The organism is Mesorhizobium sp. L-2-11 (assembly GCF_016756595.1).
In the GTDB taxonomy this organism is placed as follows: Bacteria; Pseudomonadota; Alphaproteobacteria; order Rhizobiales; family Rhizobiaceae; genus Mesorhizobium.
Map to the genome: position 1 here is coordinate 6493321 of NZ_AP023257.1, position 16731 is coordinate 6510051.

Below are 16731 nucleotides of genomic sequence, written 5' to 3' on the forward strand. Positions count from 1 at the left end.
CGTGGTGTGAACATCGCACTTCAGAGCGCAAGAGATATGCCAACCCCAAAAGCGGTCTTATCCGTCATGTTGGCTTTTACGTCGGCCTTTTGTGTCCAATTGTGTCCGTTTCCTGCGACACGGTTTTGTCAGGTCGCCGACAACGGTCAAAAGCAACGCGAAAAGTGACGTCTTGTCTCAGTTACGCCCGGTGCGGGCAGCAACCGCGCCCCCACGTTTGATGTCATCAGGGACGTTTAGAACTTCTTCACTTCGATATGATGCCGGCGCAGAGCATAGCCGACCTGCCGCGGCGTGAGACCGAGGAAACGAGCCGCCTTGGCCTGAACCCAGCCGGCTTTCTCCATCGCATCGATCAGTCGGTCGCGTTCCGTCAGACGCTGGTTGATTGCTGGGCAAGCTGGATGGTTGGGGTCGCAGGTCTCGCCGGGCGATGCCTCATTCTGGGAGGGGCCGACTCGCATGGCAGGCAGCGGCGATCCAACCGGCATCATATTGCCACGTGCGAACTCGTCGACGGCATAGGCGCCGTGCGAACGGCCGACTCCTTTCCACAGAAGCGAAGAAAGGCACTGGCTGTTCTGGCAGGCGAAATCCGACGGAGTTATTGTCATTGATCGCGCAAGTGTGGCCGTCCGTCGCACACAATTCTCCAACTCACGCACGTTGCCAGGGAAATAGCATTGCGAGATCAGGTCAAGCGCCGACGGCGTGAAGGCAAGATCGCGATGGTTCTCCTTGTTGAATCTATCGAGGAGAGCTTTGGCAAGGCGTGGAATATCGCCCGGCCGCTCTCTGAGGGGAGGCAAGACTATTGGCACCACATTGATGCGGTAATAAAGGTCGGCCCTGAACTCTCCATTCCGGACAGCCATCTCGAGGTCCTTGTTGGTGGCGCATATGAGCCGCACGTCAACCTTTAGGGTCCTGGTGCCGCCCACTCGCTCAAGTTCTCCTTCCTGCAAGACGCGCAACAGCTTGGCTTGAAAGGCAGGCGAAATCTCGCCGATTTCATCAAGCAGCAGGGTTCCGCCATTCGCCAATTCGAACCGGCCGGCGCGCTGCAGGATAGCCCCGGTGAAGGCGCCCTTCTCGTGGCCAAAGAGCTCCGATTCCAAGACGCTTTCGGGCAATGCGGCGCAGTTCAATTTGACGAAGGATTTCTCCCTCCGATGCGAAAGCTTATGGATGGCCTGTGCAAAGAACTCCTTGCCGGTACCGCTTTCGCCTCGCAGAAGCACGGTAGAATTGGTCCTGGCCACGACCGAGACGATCTCCAGCACTTGCTTGAGTGCGGGACTTTCTCCGATGATTCCGTCGATCTTGACATGCGGATGTCGGGCCGGATGGGTCCTGTCCTCGTCGAGCGATTGCTCTGGTCTCGGTTGCTTCTCGATAAGTCGCTGACCAGCCGTGCTCAAAGTGCGATGCAGGCGGATGGTCCGGCCGACCAGATTGGCGACCATGGCCAGGAAACGTAAGTCCTCCTCGTAACGGAACTTGGTGGTACCGTTCCTGACCCGGTCGATCGACAGCGTCCCGAAGATCTTTTCCTCAGCCTTTAGCGGGACACCGATAAACGCAGTTGCGATCGTGCCGCTGGTCGATTGAGGATCGGCCTGAAACAGCTCCGACGTGCTTGTGTCTTGTATGACGATCGGCACTCCAGTAGCGACGATTTTGTCTATTACGGCCTGGGGTATGACACTGCCGATGGCTGACTGAGGCACAGCGCCGCCGGTAGTTGCGCTAATCTGCGGCTCTCCTTCAGCGTCCAGGACGACAATTGCGCCATGACGCATTTGCACAAACGAGGAGAGGATATTCGCGACATTGGCAAGCGTAATCTCCAGCCGGGTCGGGGCAGTCAGAATCTTCGATATCTCGTAGATTCCCCCGAGCAAGCTGTCCGCATTGCGCGCCGCTTCGACCGCAGGTTCAGGCGGGGTGTTCCGAGATACAATTTCACCGACCTGATCTGGAAGCATGTGAGCCATGCAAACACCTCAAGGGTTGTCCAAGGTGCTCCTCCCAGGCCCTTTTTTGTATTTTGAGTTCCAGAAACATAGTATTTTCAGCCTTTCGGCAATTGTGAACAATATTGGCGGTCTTGACCGCATTCCGAGCCTCTCGTTTCCCGCTCTTTGCGCCAGTCATCCGAACTTGAAGAGAACGCCGAAGCCGCCGCGCGGGTAATTCCACACGATCTCACCGCTGGCCTCGCACAGCACGCGACAGGTGCCGCATTCCATGCAGCCGTCGGAAGTGGTCTCCACCTGTCCCTTGTCGTTCAACTCATAGCATTTGGCCGGGCAGATGTGTGTCAGCGCGAGCAGGTTCGCGCTCGGCCTCTCGTGCGGTCGCACTTTGATATGCGGGCGGCCCGGATCGACCAGATAGCGGTTCTGATAAAGCTTCTCCTCGACACGTAACTTCGTCACGGCCATCGTCATCCTGTTTCTCCTTCAGCGCCAGGCGAGTGCCAGGCGGACCACATCGCTGATCAGCCCCCAGCGCGAACGCGCCTTGATGAAGGCAGCAGTGGTCGCCTTTTCCTTCTCGATTTTCGGGGTTCCGTCGACCCGCATGAAGTTCTGCGCGGCCTGCGACATCAACTGCGGGTAAGTCATGAAGAAATTGCGGGAATTGGTGTGTATCAGGGCCGGCATGTCCTTATATTTCATCAGGTCTTTGACTACGAAGGACTTGTCCAGCATGGTCTTGTAGAGGGCGAGGTTCCTCCTGATCATCGGCTGGTTGCGGCCCTTGATCTCAATGATTGCCTCGCCCGCGATGCGACCGGAAGTCATGGCAAGGTTCGAACCCTCGCGGTGAATAGCGTTGTTCAGTTGGGCGGCATCACCGACCGCCACCCAACCGTCGCCGAAGAGCTGCGGAATTGCCTTGTAGCCACCTTCGGGAATGAGATGCGCGGAATACTCCTTGACTTCCGAGCCCGCGATCAGCGGCCGGATCGAAGGATGGTTTTTGAAGTTGTCGAGGAGGACGTAAGGGCTCTCCATTGTCTGGGCGAAATCGGAGACGAGGCAGCCAATGCCGAGAGAGATCGACTCCTTGTTGGTGTAGAGGAAGGCCAGTCCGGCCATGCTGCGGGAAATCGTGCCCGCCGCTTCGATCACGCAGCCTTCGTCGCCCTGGAGGCCGAACCGCTGCTCAATGACCTCATCGGGTAGGAAATGCATTTCCTTGACAGCGAGCGCCACGCTTTCTGGCTTCGGCATCTTGCGCAGGCCGGCCCGTGTACCGAGCAGTCCGTTGACACCTTCTGCGAGCACGACGACGTCCGCGTAGATCGGCCCGCCAGCCCGGTCGGTGCGCACGCCGATCACCTTGCCGCTGGCATTGCGGACAAGTTCGGTCACCGTCGTCTCGCACAGCACCGTCGCGCCGGCCTGGCGCACCTTGCGCGAAAACCACTTGTCGAATTGGGCGCGGATGATCGTGTAGCGATTGGGCTTCGCCTCGTTGAAATCGTCCGATCGATACTGCATCCCGGTGTGGGAGGTGTCGTCCATCACCCAGAATCGCTGCTCGACCAGATGCCGCTCGAGAGGCGCATCATCCCGGAAATCCGGAATGATTTGCTCCAACATGTCGGCGTACATGATGGCGCCCTGGACATTCTTGGAGCCCGGATACTCGCCGCGCTCCAACTGCAGCACCGTCAGGCCCTGGCTTGCCATGGTGTAGGCGGCCGCGTTTCCGGACATACCGGCCCCGACGACGATGGCGTCGAATTCTTCCTCGATCATGGCCCTCTCCCTTAGCTCGCAAGCTTGTCGTGGCTGTGCGGCGACAGCCGCCGGGTGAAAGCTTCCGTCAATGCCGGCAGGAAACGGATTGCGTCGGTGACGATGCCGAGATGGGCAAATTCGAAGATCGGGGCGTTCGGGTCGGTGTTGATGGCTACGATCAAATCAGCCCCCTCCACGCCAACCCGATGCTGAATGGCGCCGGAAATCCCGGCCGCTATGTAAAGCTTTGGCCGGATGGTCTTGCCCGTTTGGCCAACCTGCCGATCGGCAGGCATCCAGCCCTTCTGGACCAACGGGCGCGAACAGCCATATTCGGCGCCGATTGCCCGCGCTAGATTCTTCACAAGCTGCAAATTCTCCGCTGAGCCGAGACCGAGGCCTCCGGCAACCACGATGTCGGCGTAGGCGAGATTTGCCTTTGCCGATTGGCGATCGAGGTTGAAGCCAAGGACTTTGGTGATGATCTCTTCCTCGGTCATTGACAGCTTGTGCCGGATGACACGCCCGACCGGCTTGTCCGTCCGCGGTGGCATGGCCATAACCCTCGGTCGTACCGTGGCCATCTGCGGCCGGTAGTTGAGCGTATAGATCGTGCACAGCAAGGAACCCCCGAAAGTCGGACGGGTCGCGGCGAGCGAACCGTCGACATCTACATCGAGTTCGGTACAGTCGGCAGTGAGCCCTGTCAGCAAGGTCGTCGCTACTGAGCCAGCGAGATCCCTGCCGAGCGTGGTCGCACCGAGAAGCAGGATTTCCGGCTTGTGGGTATTGACCAGATCCGTCATCGCCTTAGTGAAAGGCTCGTTGCGATAGTCGGCAAGCAACGGTGCCTCGACGAGGTAGACAAGGTCGGCGCCGTAAGCGAAGGCCTCGGCAACGGCATGCTGCGTCGCGTCACCCGGCGGTCCAAGCACGATCCCCGCAAGCTGGATGCCTAGCTTGTCGGCGAGCTTGCGGCCTTCGCCAAGCAGTTCGAAGGACACGGGATGGACCTCGCTGCGTTCCAGTTCGATGAAAACCCAGACGTGCCGATAGTCCCTAAAGTGCTCAGGCAATTCCCTCTTGATGCCGGCACGGCCGGCGGAAGGAGGGGCTTCGCGGTTCGCGTTCGACATCATCTCTCCTTGCCGTCCCGTCACTGGCCGCCGTCGAAGGCGAGTTCGTGTTCCAGCGCTGGCTGGCGGGTAAAGATTGAGGCGATCAGTTCGTCAGCGAGGTCGTGCTGCGTCTTGTCGGTCATGTCGATCTGCGTCGCCTTTTCCGCCCGCGTGGTAGGGGCGAAAACGCGCTTGACGACCGTCGGCGAGCCGCGCAGGCCGCATTTGTTGAGGTCCTCAATGCCAGCTTCGGCCGCGCTCCATTTCACGATCTGGCTGCGCGCGGCGCGCATGGCGTCCTCGAGCGAGCCTCTGCGGATTTCGTTGGTGCCTTCCAGCATTGTGATGAGGCAAGGCAGCCTGCTTTTCAGCATCTGCGTACCGCCTTCCGAACGGCGCTTGACGGTGATCTCGCGAGCATCGACATCGATAGAGTCGATCTTCGCCACATAGGTGAACTGCAGGAGGCCGAGGCGCTTGGCGATGCCGGGCCCGACCTGGGCGGTATCGCCGTCAATCGTCTGCTTGCCGGCGAAGACGATGTCCGGCGCGCCGAAGGTCTCGCCAATTCTCACGATTGCCCGAGAAAGCGCGAAGGAGGTCGCCAGCGTGTCGGAGCCGGCAAAACAGCGGTCGGTCAAGAGTACCGCGCGGTCGGCGCCATAGGTGAGCGCCTTGCGCAGCGCATCTTCTGCCATCGGCGGACCCATCGTAAGCACGGTGACCTCGCCGCCATGGGCGTCGCGCAATCTCAGTGCCTCTTCGAGGGCGAACAGGTCGTAAGGGTTGATGATGGTCGGCACGCCCTGGCGCATGATCGTGTTCGTCACCGGGTGGACACGTATCTGCGCGGAGTCCGGCACCTGCTTGATACAGATTACAATGTGCATTGCGTCTTTCTCGGCTCCAATCCGCAAGCGGCCCTGGCGTTCATCTCCTTCGCAGCATCATTCGTGCCAACCGCTTTGCGTTGCTCTGTTTCCTTTTGACATGGGGTTGTTTTCTTCCGAACGGTACCGTCGTGATGACCGAGTTTGTCGGCTTTTCGACATTGTCGCGTCGCACTCGTGTCGCGTTCATTCTGTCCCGAACCGCCTCAGGATCGACTCGAACGGGACAAAGGTGTGGTCCCGAGTGGCCGGTTTGTCGGGATCGTGCTCTTTGAGCACCTTGAAGACCCGGTGGGTGAGTGGCGAGGATGTCGCGAAATCCTCATAGGCGCGTTCCAACGTCGCACGCGCCCGCGCGGCGATCACCCCGTCGGGAAGACCGGCGAAATCCTCTTCAGCGAGATATTGGCCCATGCGCTTCAGGATATGCAGCCGTGAGACATTGAGCACCTTCGGATCATAAGAGATGCCAAGGACTGCGAAGAACTCCTCCGCAGCCGACAGGCTCTTCAGCCGGGCGAGGATGTCGGTGACAACGGCGCGGCTTTCAGCGAAACAACTGCGCATTGCATTCTCCTGGGCCGGAAACGGTTGTCGGGTTTGCCTTGTCGCCCAGGCCTGGAGTTGATTGAAGTTCTCTCGCCTGGCTGGCAGATGGGGAAAGCTCACGCAGCTTCTTCACGATCCCGGGCATGACCTCGAGCACCCGGTCGACGTCCTCCTCGCCGTTGTTGCGCGAAAAGGAGAAACGGATTGCGCCGTGTGCCGCGTTATTGGGGATATTCATCGCCACCAAGACGTGGCTCGGCTCCAGCGAGCCGCAGGCGCAAGCAGAGCCGGAGGAGCAGGCAATGCCCTCGCGATTGAGGAAATGCAGTATGCCCTCACCTTCGATATCTCCAAAGGCGATGTTTGCGGTATTCGGCAACCGCTTTAGCAAATCGCCGGCGACGAAGGCGTCTGGGATGCTTTGGAGAAGTTCCTTCTCCAGGCGGTCGCGCAACGCCTTTACCCGTGTGTTCGCGTCGTCCATGAAGTTCAAGGCAAGATCGGCTGCCACGCCGAGGCCGACGATGCCTGGCGTATTCTCCGTGCCGGCGCGGCGGTTGCCCTCCTGGCCTCCCCCCTTGATCAGCGGACAGAAGCGCACGCCGCGCTTTATATAAAGTGCGCCGATCCCTTTCGGTCCGTGTAATTTGTGACCGGAGAGAGACAGCATATCGATTGCCGTCGATTTCAGGTCGATCGCAAGCTTGCCGACCGCTTGCACCGCGTCGGTATGGAAAAGGGCGCCGACTTCTTTGGCCAACTCAGCAAGCTCGACCACCGGGAAGATCGTTCCGGTCTCGTTGTTCGCCGACATGATCGAGACGATCGCCACGCGCGGGGTGAGAGCGGCCTTATAAGTGTCGAGGTCGAGCCGGCCGTGGCGATCCACCGGGATCCTATGCACCTTGATGGCGCGCGTCTTCTCCAGGTGGGCGCAAAGCGTCAGCACGGCCGAATGCTCGACTGCGGAAGTCACGATCTCTGTGCGCTCAGGCATCACCTCGAGCGCTGAAAGGATCGCCGCGTTGTCGCTTTCCGTCCCGCCCGAGGTGAAGGTGATCTCGTCGTCGAACTCCGCGCCGATGAGCGTTTGCACCTGCAGGCGCGTCTTTCTCACCGCCGCCCCGGCGGAAGCGCCAAAATCGTGGCTCGACGAAGGGTTGCCGAAATGGTCGGTAAAAAACGGCAGCATCGCTTGAACGACTTCCGGATCGACCCGTGTCGTTGCGTTGTTGTCCAGATAAACAGGTCTCATGGATGTGATCCTTCTCCTGAGCGCAATCACACAAGGCGCACGCCCGGTCTGTCATGATGATGATGATGGTCAGCCGAAGGAGTTGCCGCCGCCACATTCGGCCTGCGCGCTTCTTGGCGCCGGCGCGGCAACCCGCCTCGACCTTGGTGCGCCAGCGTTGCGCCGGCTCGGCCCCCGGCAAGCGCGGTCTTTAGGTCACGGCGTTTTCGGTGCGCTTGATCATGGACTGTCTCTCCTTCAGGCCGGACGCGTTCGCGAACAGCTACGCATGGACCGTGCCAAAGAAGGGAATCATTTCAAAACAACATGATGGCTCTAACACTGCTATGTCGCATTTCCGACATCGGCGGGAATTGTTCAACGCGGAACGCCGTTGAATCGGGCGTAGATTCCGCTTCGCGTGAGGAGTAATCCTGTCGGGCCGTTCGCCAAGGATGCCCGCGCGACCGAGGCGTCCTGTCGGGTTTGTCGAGTGCGCGACACGCCACTGTTACGCCCCCGTTGCCCTGCTGAGATCTCGTTTGTCATTGTAGAATATGCAGAAAATTCTTCTGAGCTTCTTTCTGAGCCTTTGGCGCGGCTTTTGCGGTTCTCTCCTCGTAGGGCAGCGCGTGCCCGCGGCCGATATTCATCTCGCGGGTGACATCGCGATCGATGGAACGAAGGAAAGAAACCAACATGTCAGCTCCAGATCAGCCACCCGCATTCCGAGCGATGTTTTCGTCCTCACGCAGACCTTCCATTTCGGGTTTCTTGAGACCGAGCGGCCTGCTGCGCTCGCACAAAGCCAAGCGTCGTTTTCACATCGATCTGCGCGGCGCCGCCTTTCGCGACGTTTTCGCCTTCACCATGCGCCACTGGAGCAGGCAGCCGGTCCGGCTCGCGATCATTATGATCGCGGTGCTTGTCGCAACGCTCCTTGACGTTCTGACGCCGCTCTATTCCGGACGGCTCGTAGACGCGGTCGCCCAAGGAGCGGCAGCCGACGCCGTCGTGTGGGATGCGGCTCTTGCGGCCTTTTCAATGTTGATTGCGCTCACACTCGGCGCCGTCGTCATGCGCAACGTCGCCTTCATTGCCATCAATGACTTCATTCTGAAGATGATGTCGGACATCGCCAGCGACGCGTTCCATCGCGTCCAGCGCTTTTCGACCGATTGGCATGCGAAAACCTTCGCCGGCTCGACGGTGCGCAAGATCACGCGCGGGATGTGGGCGCTCTGCCTCCTCAACGACACGATCCTTTTCGCGTTGTTCCCCTCGCTCATCATGCTCGTGGGGTCGAGCGTCCTGCTCGGCTGGTATTGGCCGATGATGGGGCTAATCATCGCTTGCGGCTCGGTTGGCTATGTGGCGCTGATCATTATCCTGTCGCTCGGCTATGTGGCGCCAGCGGCAAGCCTCGCCAACAACTGGGATACGAGGCTTGGCGGCTCGCTTGCGGACGCGATCAGCTGTAACGCGGTGGTCAAAGGCTTCGGCGCCGAAGCGCGGGAAGATTATCGCCTCGCGAAAGTCATCTCCAAGTGGCGGCACCGCACCCGCCGGACCTGGGTGCGCGGGACGGTCAGTGCTGCTTTCCAGGGGATCATGCTTCTTGCGATGAGAGCGGCTTTGATCGGCTATGCCTTATTTATGTGGTCGCGCGGCCAGGCGACCCCAGGTGACATCGCCTTGGTGCTCGCGTCTTTCACCGTCCTGTATGGCTACTTGCGTGATGTTTCCATGCACGTGCGCACCATCCAGCGCTCTGTAAATGAGATGGAGGAACTGGTCAAAACCTACAGCCAGCCGCCCGACGTGGCCGATGTTCCGGGCGCCAAGCCGATCCGGATCACGAAGGGTCACATCGATTTTGAGAGCGTCCATTTCCACTACGGCAATCATTGGTCGCCATTCTACAGCGACTTGTCGATTTCGATTGAGGCCGGCGCACGGGTCGGTCTGGTCGGCCCCTCTGGCTCCGGCAAGACCACTTTCGTCAAGCTCATCCAGCGGCTTTACGACCTGGATGCTGGACGAATCTTGATCGATGGGCAGGACATCTCGCGGGTGACGCAGGCCTCGCTGCGCTCGCAGATCGCGATCGTACAGCAGGAGCCCCTCCTGTTCCACCGCTCGCTGGCCGAGAACATAGCCTATGGGCGGCCGGGTGCTTCTCGATCCGACATTGAGCAGGCGGCGCGGCTCGCCAGCGCGCATGACTTCATTGCGCGCCTGCCGAACGGCTATGGTACGCTGGTCGGCGAACGCGGCGTGAAGCTTTCAGGCGGCGAGCGCCAGCGTGTGGCGATAGCGCGCGCCTTCCTCGCCGATGCCCCGATCCTGATTCTGGACGAGGCGACATCGAGCCTCGACTCGGAATCGGAGGTGCTGATCCAGAAGGCGATGGAGCGGCTCATGGTCGGGCGCACCACGCTCGTCATTGCGCACCGGCTCTCGACGGTGCGCGAACTCGACCGGCTGCTTGTCTTCGACCGTGGTTGCATCACCGAGCAGGGCGACCATGCCGCGCTGATCCGTCGCGACGGCATCTACCGCCGCCTGTTCGAGCGGCAGGCCTTGGAGCTGACAAGGGGGTGGGATGAGACCAATGTGCAACGCGGTTGAACGCGGCGTGAATTCAGCTTGCCTCCCCAGCAATCCTGTCGGACCGGTCCTGAAAAGGCGGCCGCAACCTGTCGTCGGGCTTGTCCAATCCACGACACGCCTGGTGCCGGCCTGTCTTCCTGCCGCGCTCTTGAGCAAACCCATGAATGGGATGAAGACAACTTTTTATGAGCTGCGTCCTGCGTTCCCGGCACGGCGCTTGAGGCTTCCTCCTGAGGCGGCAGCCGCCTCGCGATTATTTAGATCCTGGTTGATGCGATCAATGGAGCGAAGGAAAGCAACGCGCCGGATCCACGCGAGATCCGCCTTCTTTGGCATAGGGGCGTCGCCAAATCGACACCCTCACAATATGCGCTCACCGCCCGCGTCGACGTCGGGAACAAGATCTTGATTGTCGTCTGCGCTCAACCGCTCTTATGCCGAACTCGAAGGATACGGACCTTCGTCTCGCCGCGCGGGATTGCATAAGCTGGCTGCAGCGTCCATCGGCATCACCGGTTCGGCTTCGAGACGTTCCGGAAACCCGCCGAGGCCGGCGCGCCGGCGATGCGCTCGTGGCCATCGAAGCGCGTCCCGACATGGCGCGGGCGTAACGACCGGCTTGCGAGGAAGGGGATCATGTCAGACCTTGCGCTGTTACAGAAGAAGGTCCGCAAGCTGCAGTCGCGCGCGGGAGCCGCCAAGATGGAATTGCACGACCTTGCCGAGGACCTTCCGGTCAACTGGACCGAGATCGAGGCGGTCGCCTGGAAAGCCTTCGAGGTTTTTGCCGAGTTGGATGCGGCAAAGGAAGAACTCGCAGCGTTGGAGAATTCACAATGACGGGCGCTTTCGTCACCCGCGACGGCTCTCCCTGGACGCCGCACTATCTGACGGCGATCGATGGCGCGACCTGCATCGGCTGCGGCCGCTGCTTCAAGGTCTGCTCGCGCGAGGTCATGCACCTTCATGGCGTCGATGACGCAGGCGAAATCCTCGGCATCTGCGCGGGCGAGGACGACGACTTCGACGGCGAGCTCAACCGCATGGTCATGATCGTCGACCATGCCGGCCGCTGCATCGGCTGCGGCGCCTGCGGCCGCGTCTGCCCGAAGAACTGCCAGACCCACCTTGCGGCCGACCAGCTTGCTGCATGAGCTGGGAACAAGACCAGCAGAACGGCGCCACATTCGCCCATCACCGTGGCTGTTTCAGCACCAGCCAATGGCCGCCGACAGACCAGGCGGCGGCGTTCGACCGGCATGTGCTTGCCTGTGTTTTCTACCTCGCGTTCGAGGAGGTCGAGGCCGGCAAGGCGACCGCGACCGAAGCAACCGGCCTTTCGCGTGCCGACCTGCGAGATGTCATGACACGCTATTTCCCGGCTGTTCCCGTCAACGCCTTCGCGCTGGAAAAGCTGACCGATCCCGAGCCGGATATGGAGGAAGGGCTTCTGCGCGGCTTGCTTATTGGGCATGCCAGGCCAGGCGATCCGGCGAGCACCCTCTTCGCCAAGATCATCGCCAGGCGCAGTTTGCGCAATGACCATCTGTGGCAGGACCTTGGCCTTTTCAATCGGGCCGAACTCAGCCGCTTAATGGCCAGGCATTTCCCGGCGCTGGCGGCCGGCAACACCAAAAACATGAAATGGAAGAAGTATTTCTATCGTAAGCTCTGCGAGGCTGAAGGCTTTTCGCTATGCACCGCGCCCAGTTGTCAGGAATGCGGCGATTTCGAAAGCTGTTTTGGCCCGGAGGAAGGCGAAAGCCACTTGGCACGGATCAAGAACGGGCTCGCTTAAGAGCCGCTTTCGTCGCCGCCGCCGACCGGGCTTGATTGGCATCGAAGACGCACGCGCTTTTCCCGGCGACGTCGCGCGGAGGACGGGATGTTCAGCGCCTCACGATATTTCGCAACGGTGCGGCGAGCAATGTCGATCCCGGTTTCCTTGAGCCGGGTGGCAATGTCGTCGTCTGAAAGCACTTCGTTGGGCGATTCCACGGCAACCATCGCCTTGATTTGATGGCGAACAGCTTCGGCGGAGTACGCGTCGCCGCCTTCGGAGGAGCCGATCGCGACAGTGAAAAAATACTTCAGTTCGAACACGCCGCGCGGGGTCAGCATGTACTTGTTCGACGTTACCCGGCTTACCGTCGACTGGTGCACGTTGATCGCATCCGCGACAGTTCTGAGATTGAGAGGCCGCAGGTGGGCGACCCCATGTTCAAAAAAGGCGTCCTGCTGGCGGATGATTTCAGCCGCTACCTTGAGGATCGTCTTGGCGCGCTGATCAAGGCTGCGGATTAGCCAGTTCGCGTTTTGGAGGCATTCGTTGAGAAATGACTGATCTTTCGAATTTTGAGCGCTTAGGCGGGAGACCTGGGCAAAATAGTTTTGGTTCATCAGCAGCCTAGGCAGCGTGTCTGGATTGAGTTCGATTTGCCACCCACCTCCGGGAGAGGGCTGGACCAAGACGTCGGGAATGATCGATTCAGGCCCTCCGGATTGGAATCGGTTTCCGGGCTTGGGATCGAGCGCGCGGATTTCGTGCAACATTTCGAGAAGGTCGTCTTCATCGACACCGCAATGGCGCTTCAATGTTTGAAAATCGCGTCGCGCCAGCGCTTCAAGATTGGCGACCAGCGCTGCCATTGCCGGGTCGAACCTGTCTAGCTGCCGCAATTGTATCTCAAGGCATTCGCTGAGAGTTCGCGCAAAAATACCCGGTGGATCGAACTGCTGCAAGGTTCCGAGAACCCGTTCCACAACAGCCTCCCGGACATTCAGGCTGCGGGCCAGTTCCGAAAGGTTCACCGGAAGGTATCCGGTGTCTTCCAGATGACCGGCAAGCTCGCCAGCTATTCGCCGCTCCAGCGGCGCGAATGCGCTGAGAGCGATCTGACGAGCGACATGGTCGTGCAATGTTTCGATGGACGTCCAGGAATCTTCGAACGCATGGTTTCCCCCCGGTTGGACATTGTTTTTGCCGCGGATTGATTTCCACTGCGAGGCCCGATCCGATATTCCGCCCGTGGTCGGCCCGATGCGCGGGTTCCCGGCCGAAATCGACGGAATGTCCTTCGGCGCCCGGTTTGAGGCCCGTTCCAGAAAGGGGTTCTTCTCGATTTCCTGCTCGACGAACTGATGCAGTTCGGGATGCGCCAGTTGCAACAGGCGAATGGATTCCATCATTTGCGGCGTCAAAACCAACGATTGCTTCTGACGCTGAAGCAGGCTTGCTGAGGACTCCATGGCTAGCGTGAAACTCCTACCGAGCGACCCTTCGCCTTGTGCAAGGGGATTTTCGAGACGTTGACTCGTCTAGATCATGCAGCCGTCACGGCTTTGGCGGCTCTCAACGTTTCAAGGACGTTCTGCGGCGACGATACGCCATAGGGATCGGCCTCGCAGTTGTCGCAGAAACCGTCCTCCTCGAAGCACTGCTCCACTACGCCATTGTTGATCACGGCAGCGTAGCGCCAGGAGCGCATGCCGAAGCCGAGATTGTCCTTGGCAACCAGCATGCCCATCTTGCGGGTGAACTCGCCCGAGCCGTCTGGGATGAGCTGGACTTTCTGCAGCCCCAGGGCCTTGCCCCAGGCATTCATGACGAAGGCATCGTTGACGGAAACGCAGTAGATCGCGTCAATTCCCTCCTTCTCGAACTCGTCGTAGAGCATTTCGAAATCGGGCAACTGCAAGGTCGAGCAGGTCGGGGTGAAGGCACCGGGCAGCGAGAACAGGATGATGCGCTTGCCGCGGAAATAGTCGTCGGATGTCTTGTCTTCCCAGCGGTACGGGTTTGGCCCCTCGATGGAGTCATCGCGAACACGCGTGCGAAAGGTGACGAAAGGAACCTTTTTTTTGACGGTCATCAATGTGCTCCTGGAGGAAAACTGGTGCGCTGCTTTTTCGGTTGAAACTGACACGGCATCGACCTCGGCCGGCAATTCGGCCGGGCGCCGCGCGTTTTGTGTCGGCCTTGGATCAGCCATGGCAAAACCGCTCGCAAGCACGGGCGTCTGAAGAAACGAGCTCTCGATTTGCCGCGGCAACGAGAACGGTACGCGCTTGTACGGGGCGTCGCGATGTCAGCAATGGTCTTACTCCTGGCCACCTTGTGATGGGTTCTGCCGAGTACGACGCAAGCGCCATGCCATTTGATTTTAGGCTTGGGTTCACACTGTTTTTTGCAGCGACCCTCTTTGCCTTGAGCGGCCAGAACCATGCCTTCGCCGAGACCGAGCGCGCCCATAATCACCAGATCGTGGGCTCTGGGCGGAGGGGATCCCCTTTATGGGTATCAAGCCGCGACCCTCTTTGTCCGAAGCTGGACAAAAATGTCGGAAGTCGGACCGGAGGGTCGCCGGGTCCGGGTCGCCGGCGCGGCGAACACGTGGCTCGTATTCGAAGCGAAAATCTGGGCTCAAACTCGGAACGAGGGACAGGAGTCGATCGGGGTTAACCTGACGAGGGTCCCTATGGCCTCCGTTCTCAGGATTGAGACGGCTGACAGGCCCACGCGCTTCGCCCTATCGACGCTCGCGAGACCGCTTCGAAATCGACAACGGGTACAAAAAAGCCAGCACGTCCATTAGCAAGCTGGCCATGTGATCTTTCTGAACCGCGCTTGCGTGAGGCGGGCACGGTCCCAAGGTGATGGAAAAAGCCGCCTTGTGCTCTCGGAGCATTTTGAAGCTGCCGCGACTTTGCTGTCGGGTTTGTCATGTCCGGGACAGCCAGGCTTGCGGCTGCGCATTCGTTCAAGCTGTTGAATGATATGTAGAAAATCTCCTGCAGGGCTCTTTCCGCGCCGTTGGCACGACTTTTGAAGCTCTCATGTGAGACGGCAGGAGATACCGACTGGCGTCCATTCGTGAGTGATATCGCGCTCAATGCAATGAAGGAAGACGACATGTCAGGTCAGCGTCAGTTCAGATTCTATCCGAAACGGGCATTGCCCGCGGAATGCAATATCGACCGGCGTGACTGGCGTCACCGTCACAACCGCCCGGCACCGGCCAATGGCCACCGATCGATCTGCAGATACGGTTCGACCAGAATGTGCTTGCTCCTGCCCTCTCGCCGGCGCTTGAGGAGACCGGCGAGCACTTCGGCGGCCAACCGGTCTTTCGCGTGCCGCGCTGCGGATATCCTCGCAGAGATGATCGACCCCGAACCGCTGTGGAGCAAGAGCTTCATTCCGGTTCGCCGTTCGAAGCTGGAAAACGCCGGGTCTCCGACGATTTCGCTCGTCGGCTCTCTAGATGACCAAGATGCCATGGTGCGCGGCCTGGTTAGTGGTTAGACGGCAGGAGAAATGCAATGGCGATCAACCCGGTCCCAGATCATGTCCCGCCCGAAATGGTGAGAGACTTCAGCCTGTTCACATCGCCAGGCATGCCACCAACGCCCAACGGGGATCCACACGCAGCCGTCGCTTGCGCCCATGACGGGCCTCCGATCTTCTATTCCCCCTACAACACGCAAGATGGCCGGGGCACCTGGGTCATCACCCGCGCCGCAGATCAGCGTAAGGTGCTGCAGGACACTGAAACTTTTTCCAGCCATCGCAGCATCTTCTCCTCCATACTGGGCGAAACCTGGCCGACGATCCCGCTTGAGCTCGATCCACCGGCCCATGGCGCATTTCGCTCACTGCTCAGTCCGCTGCTTTCGCCCAAGCGGGTGACGGCACTGGAACCGGCTGTCCGTGAGCGAGCGATAGCCCTGATCGACCGGATCACCGCATCGGCCACGAGCTGCGACGTCATGAAGGATTTTGCCTTTCCGTTCACTGTCAGCATCTTCCTTCGGTTTCTGGGGTTGCCGGATCAGGGACTCGATACATTTGTCGGCTGGGCGAAAGATCTGCTCCACGGCGACGATGTGGAACGACCTGTGGCTGCCCGCAAGATTGTGGCTTTCATCGATGAACTTGCAACCAATCGCCGCAAGGATCCGGTCGACGATCTCATGACCTTCATCGTGCAGGCACAGATCGAGGGCCGCCGGCTAACCGACGGGGAGATCCGTGGCATCGGCGTGCTTGTGTTCGTCGCGGGACTTGACACTGTCGCAGCAGCTATTGGCTTTGACCTGGCTTATCTAGCGCGCAACCTCAAGGATCAGGAACTGCTGCGCAGCGAACCGGCCCGCATCCTGCTCGCAACCGAAGAGTTGCTGCGGGCCTATCCGCCCATTCAGTTGATCCGCGTGGCTACGAAAGATATCGACTTCGAAGGCGCGCCGATCCGAAAGGGGGACTATGTTTCGTGCGCCACGATGATTGCAAATCGCGACCCGGAGGAATTCGAATCCCCCAACACGGTCGATCTGGCGCGAGATCACAACCGCCACGCCGCCTTTGGCTATGGTCCCCACCGTTGCCTTGGCTCACACCTTGCCCGGCGCGAGATTGTCATTGGCCTGGAGGAATGGCTGGCGCGCATACCGACCTTCCGGATCAAGGAGGGTACAGCGCCCATCACCTGTGGCGGCCATGTGTTCGGGATCGAAAATCTGATCCTGGACTGGTCATGACCATCGCCGAGCCATGCCAAGACAATGGAGGC

At 59.9% G+C, this 16731-nt stretch carries 17 protein-coding genes; 7 read left to right on the plus strand and 10 right to left on the minus strand.

Translation table 11 applies throughout. The features are described from left to right. Positions 1-236: 236 nt before the first annotated feature. The 7 genes from nifA to nifS all read right to left on the minus strand — a co-directional run bounded on the left by nifA (position 237) and on the right by nifS (position 7567). Positions 237-1997 carry a nif-specific transcriptional activator NifA gene (gene nifA / locus JG739_RS30840; RefSeq protein ID WP_044548983.1) on the minus strand — a complete coding sequence of 587 codons (1761 nt, stop codon included), beginning with the start codon at positions 1995-1997 and terminating at the stop codon, positions 237-239. Positions 1998-2153: 156 nt separating this feature from the next. Beyond that, positions 2154-2453 carry a ferredoxin family protein gene (locus tag JG739_RS30845; protein ID WP_006333856.1) on the minus strand — a complete coding sequence of 100 codons (300 nt, stop codon included), beginning with the start codon at positions 2451-2453 and terminating at the stop codon, positions 2154-2156. 12 nt (positions 2454-2465) lie between these two features. Next, positions 2466-3773, minus strand: coding sequence for an FAD-dependent oxidoreductase (locus JG739_RS30850; RefSeq protein WP_027056558.1), 1308 nt, complete (start codon positions 3771-3773; stop codon positions 2466-2468). Between the two features lie 11 nt (positions 3774-3784). After that, positions 3785-4891 (minus strand): electron transfer flavoprotein subunit alpha/FixB family protein, encoded by a 1107-nt coding sequence (locus JG739_RS30855; protein ID WP_010913570.1) that lies wholly within the window; start codon positions 4889-4891, stop codon positions 3785-3787. 20 nt (positions 4892-4911) lie between these two features. Beyond that, on the minus strand, positions 4912-5763 hold the full coding sequence (locus tag JG739_RS30860) for an electron transfer flavoprotein subunit beta/FixA family protein (protein WP_010913571.1): 852 nt from the start codon (positions 5761-5763) through the stop codon (positions 4912-4914). Positions 5764-5949: 186 nt separating this feature from the next. Continuing rightward, positions 5950-6330, minus strand: coding sequence for a nitrogenase stabilizing/protective protein NifW (gene nifW / locus JG739_RS30865; protein ID WP_202308795.1), 381 nt, complete (start codon positions 6328-6330; stop codon positions 5950-5952). Beyond that, a complete protein-coding gene (gene nifS / locus JG739_RS30870) occupies positions 6311-7567 on the minus strand; it encodes a cysteine desulfurase NifS (protein WP_199201488.1) in 1257 nt (418 codons plus the stop codon). The genes nifW and nifS overlap by 20 nt, the downstream gene beginning before the upstream one ends. Here nifS and JG739_RS30875 point away from each other — a divergent pair. Then, a complete protein-coding gene (locus JG739_RS30875) occupies positions 7566-7877 on the plus strand; it encodes a hypothetical protein (protein WP_199201489.1) in 312 nt (103 codons plus the stop codon). The two genes, nifS and JG739_RS30875, sit on opposite strands and share 2 nt — an antisense overlap. 214 nt (positions 7878-8091) lie before the next feature. Here JG739_RS30875 and JG739_RS30880 read toward each other — a convergent pair whose 3' ends face one another. Then, positions 8092-8247, minus strand: coding sequence for a hypothetical protein (locus JG739_RS30880; protein WP_171903241.1), 156 nt, complete (start codon positions 8245-8247; stop codon positions 8092-8094). Positions 8248-8281: 34 nt separating this feature from the next. On the opposite strand from JG739_RS30880, the gene JG739_RS30885 reads away from it, so the two are divergent. From JG739_RS30885 to JG739_RS30900, 4 genes are all read left to right on the plus strand, one after another. Beyond that, entirely contained in the window at positions 8282-10177 is a 1896-nt protein-coding gene (locus tag JG739_RS30885; protein WP_244750000.1) for an ABC transporter ATP-binding protein, read from the plus strand. A 618-nt stretch (positions 10178-10795) separates the two neighbouring features. Next, complete coding sequence (locus JG739_RS30890) at positions 10796-10999, plus strand: CCE_0567 family metalloprotein (protein WP_027033180.1); 204 nt, start codon at positions 10796-10798, stop codon at positions 10997-10999. Next, positions 10996-11313, plus strand: coding sequence for a ferredoxin III, nif-specific (gene fdxB, locus JG739_RS30895; protein WP_096453599.1), 318 nt, complete (start codon positions 10996-10998; stop codon positions 11311-11313). Before JG739_RS30890 ends, fdxB begins: the two co-directional genes overlap by 4 nt. After that, positions 11310-11957 carry a nitrogen fixation protein NifQ gene (locus tag JG739_RS30900; protein ID WP_010913578.1) on the plus strand — a complete coding sequence of 216 codons (648 nt, stop codon included), beginning with the start codon at positions 11310-11312 and terminating at the stop codon, positions 11955-11957. The genes fdxB and JG739_RS30900 overlap by 4 nt, the downstream gene beginning before the upstream one ends. Here the strand turns inward: JG739_RS30900 and rpoN are convergent. After that, on the minus strand, positions 11954-13408 hold the full coding sequence (gene rpoN, locus JG739_RS30905) for an RNA polymerase factor sigma-54 (RefSeq protein ID WP_096453603.1): 1455 nt from the start codon (positions 13406-13408) through the stop codon (positions 11954-11956). The two genes, JG739_RS30900 and rpoN, sit on opposite strands and share 4 nt — an antisense overlap. 74 nt (positions 13409-13482) lie before the next feature. Next, positions 13483-14031: a peroxiredoxin gene (locus JG739_RS30910; protein ID WP_096458527.1), complete on the minus strand. Its 549-nt coding sequence runs from the start codon at positions 14029-14031 to the stop codon at positions 13483-13485. A gap of 1001 nt (positions 14032-15032) precedes the next feature. On the opposite strand from JG739_RS30910, the gene JG739_RS30915 reads away from it, so the two are divergent. Further along, entirely contained in the window at positions 15033-15464 is a 432-nt protein-coding gene (locus JG739_RS30915) for a hypothetical protein (protein WP_010913581.1), read from the plus strand. 17 nt (positions 15465-15481) lie between these two features. Beyond that, positions 15482-16699, plus strand: coding sequence for a cytochrome P450 (locus JG739_RS30920; protein ID WP_010913582.1), 1218 nt, complete (start codon positions 15482-15484; stop codon positions 16697-16699). Positions 16700-16731 lie beyond the last annotated feature (32 nt).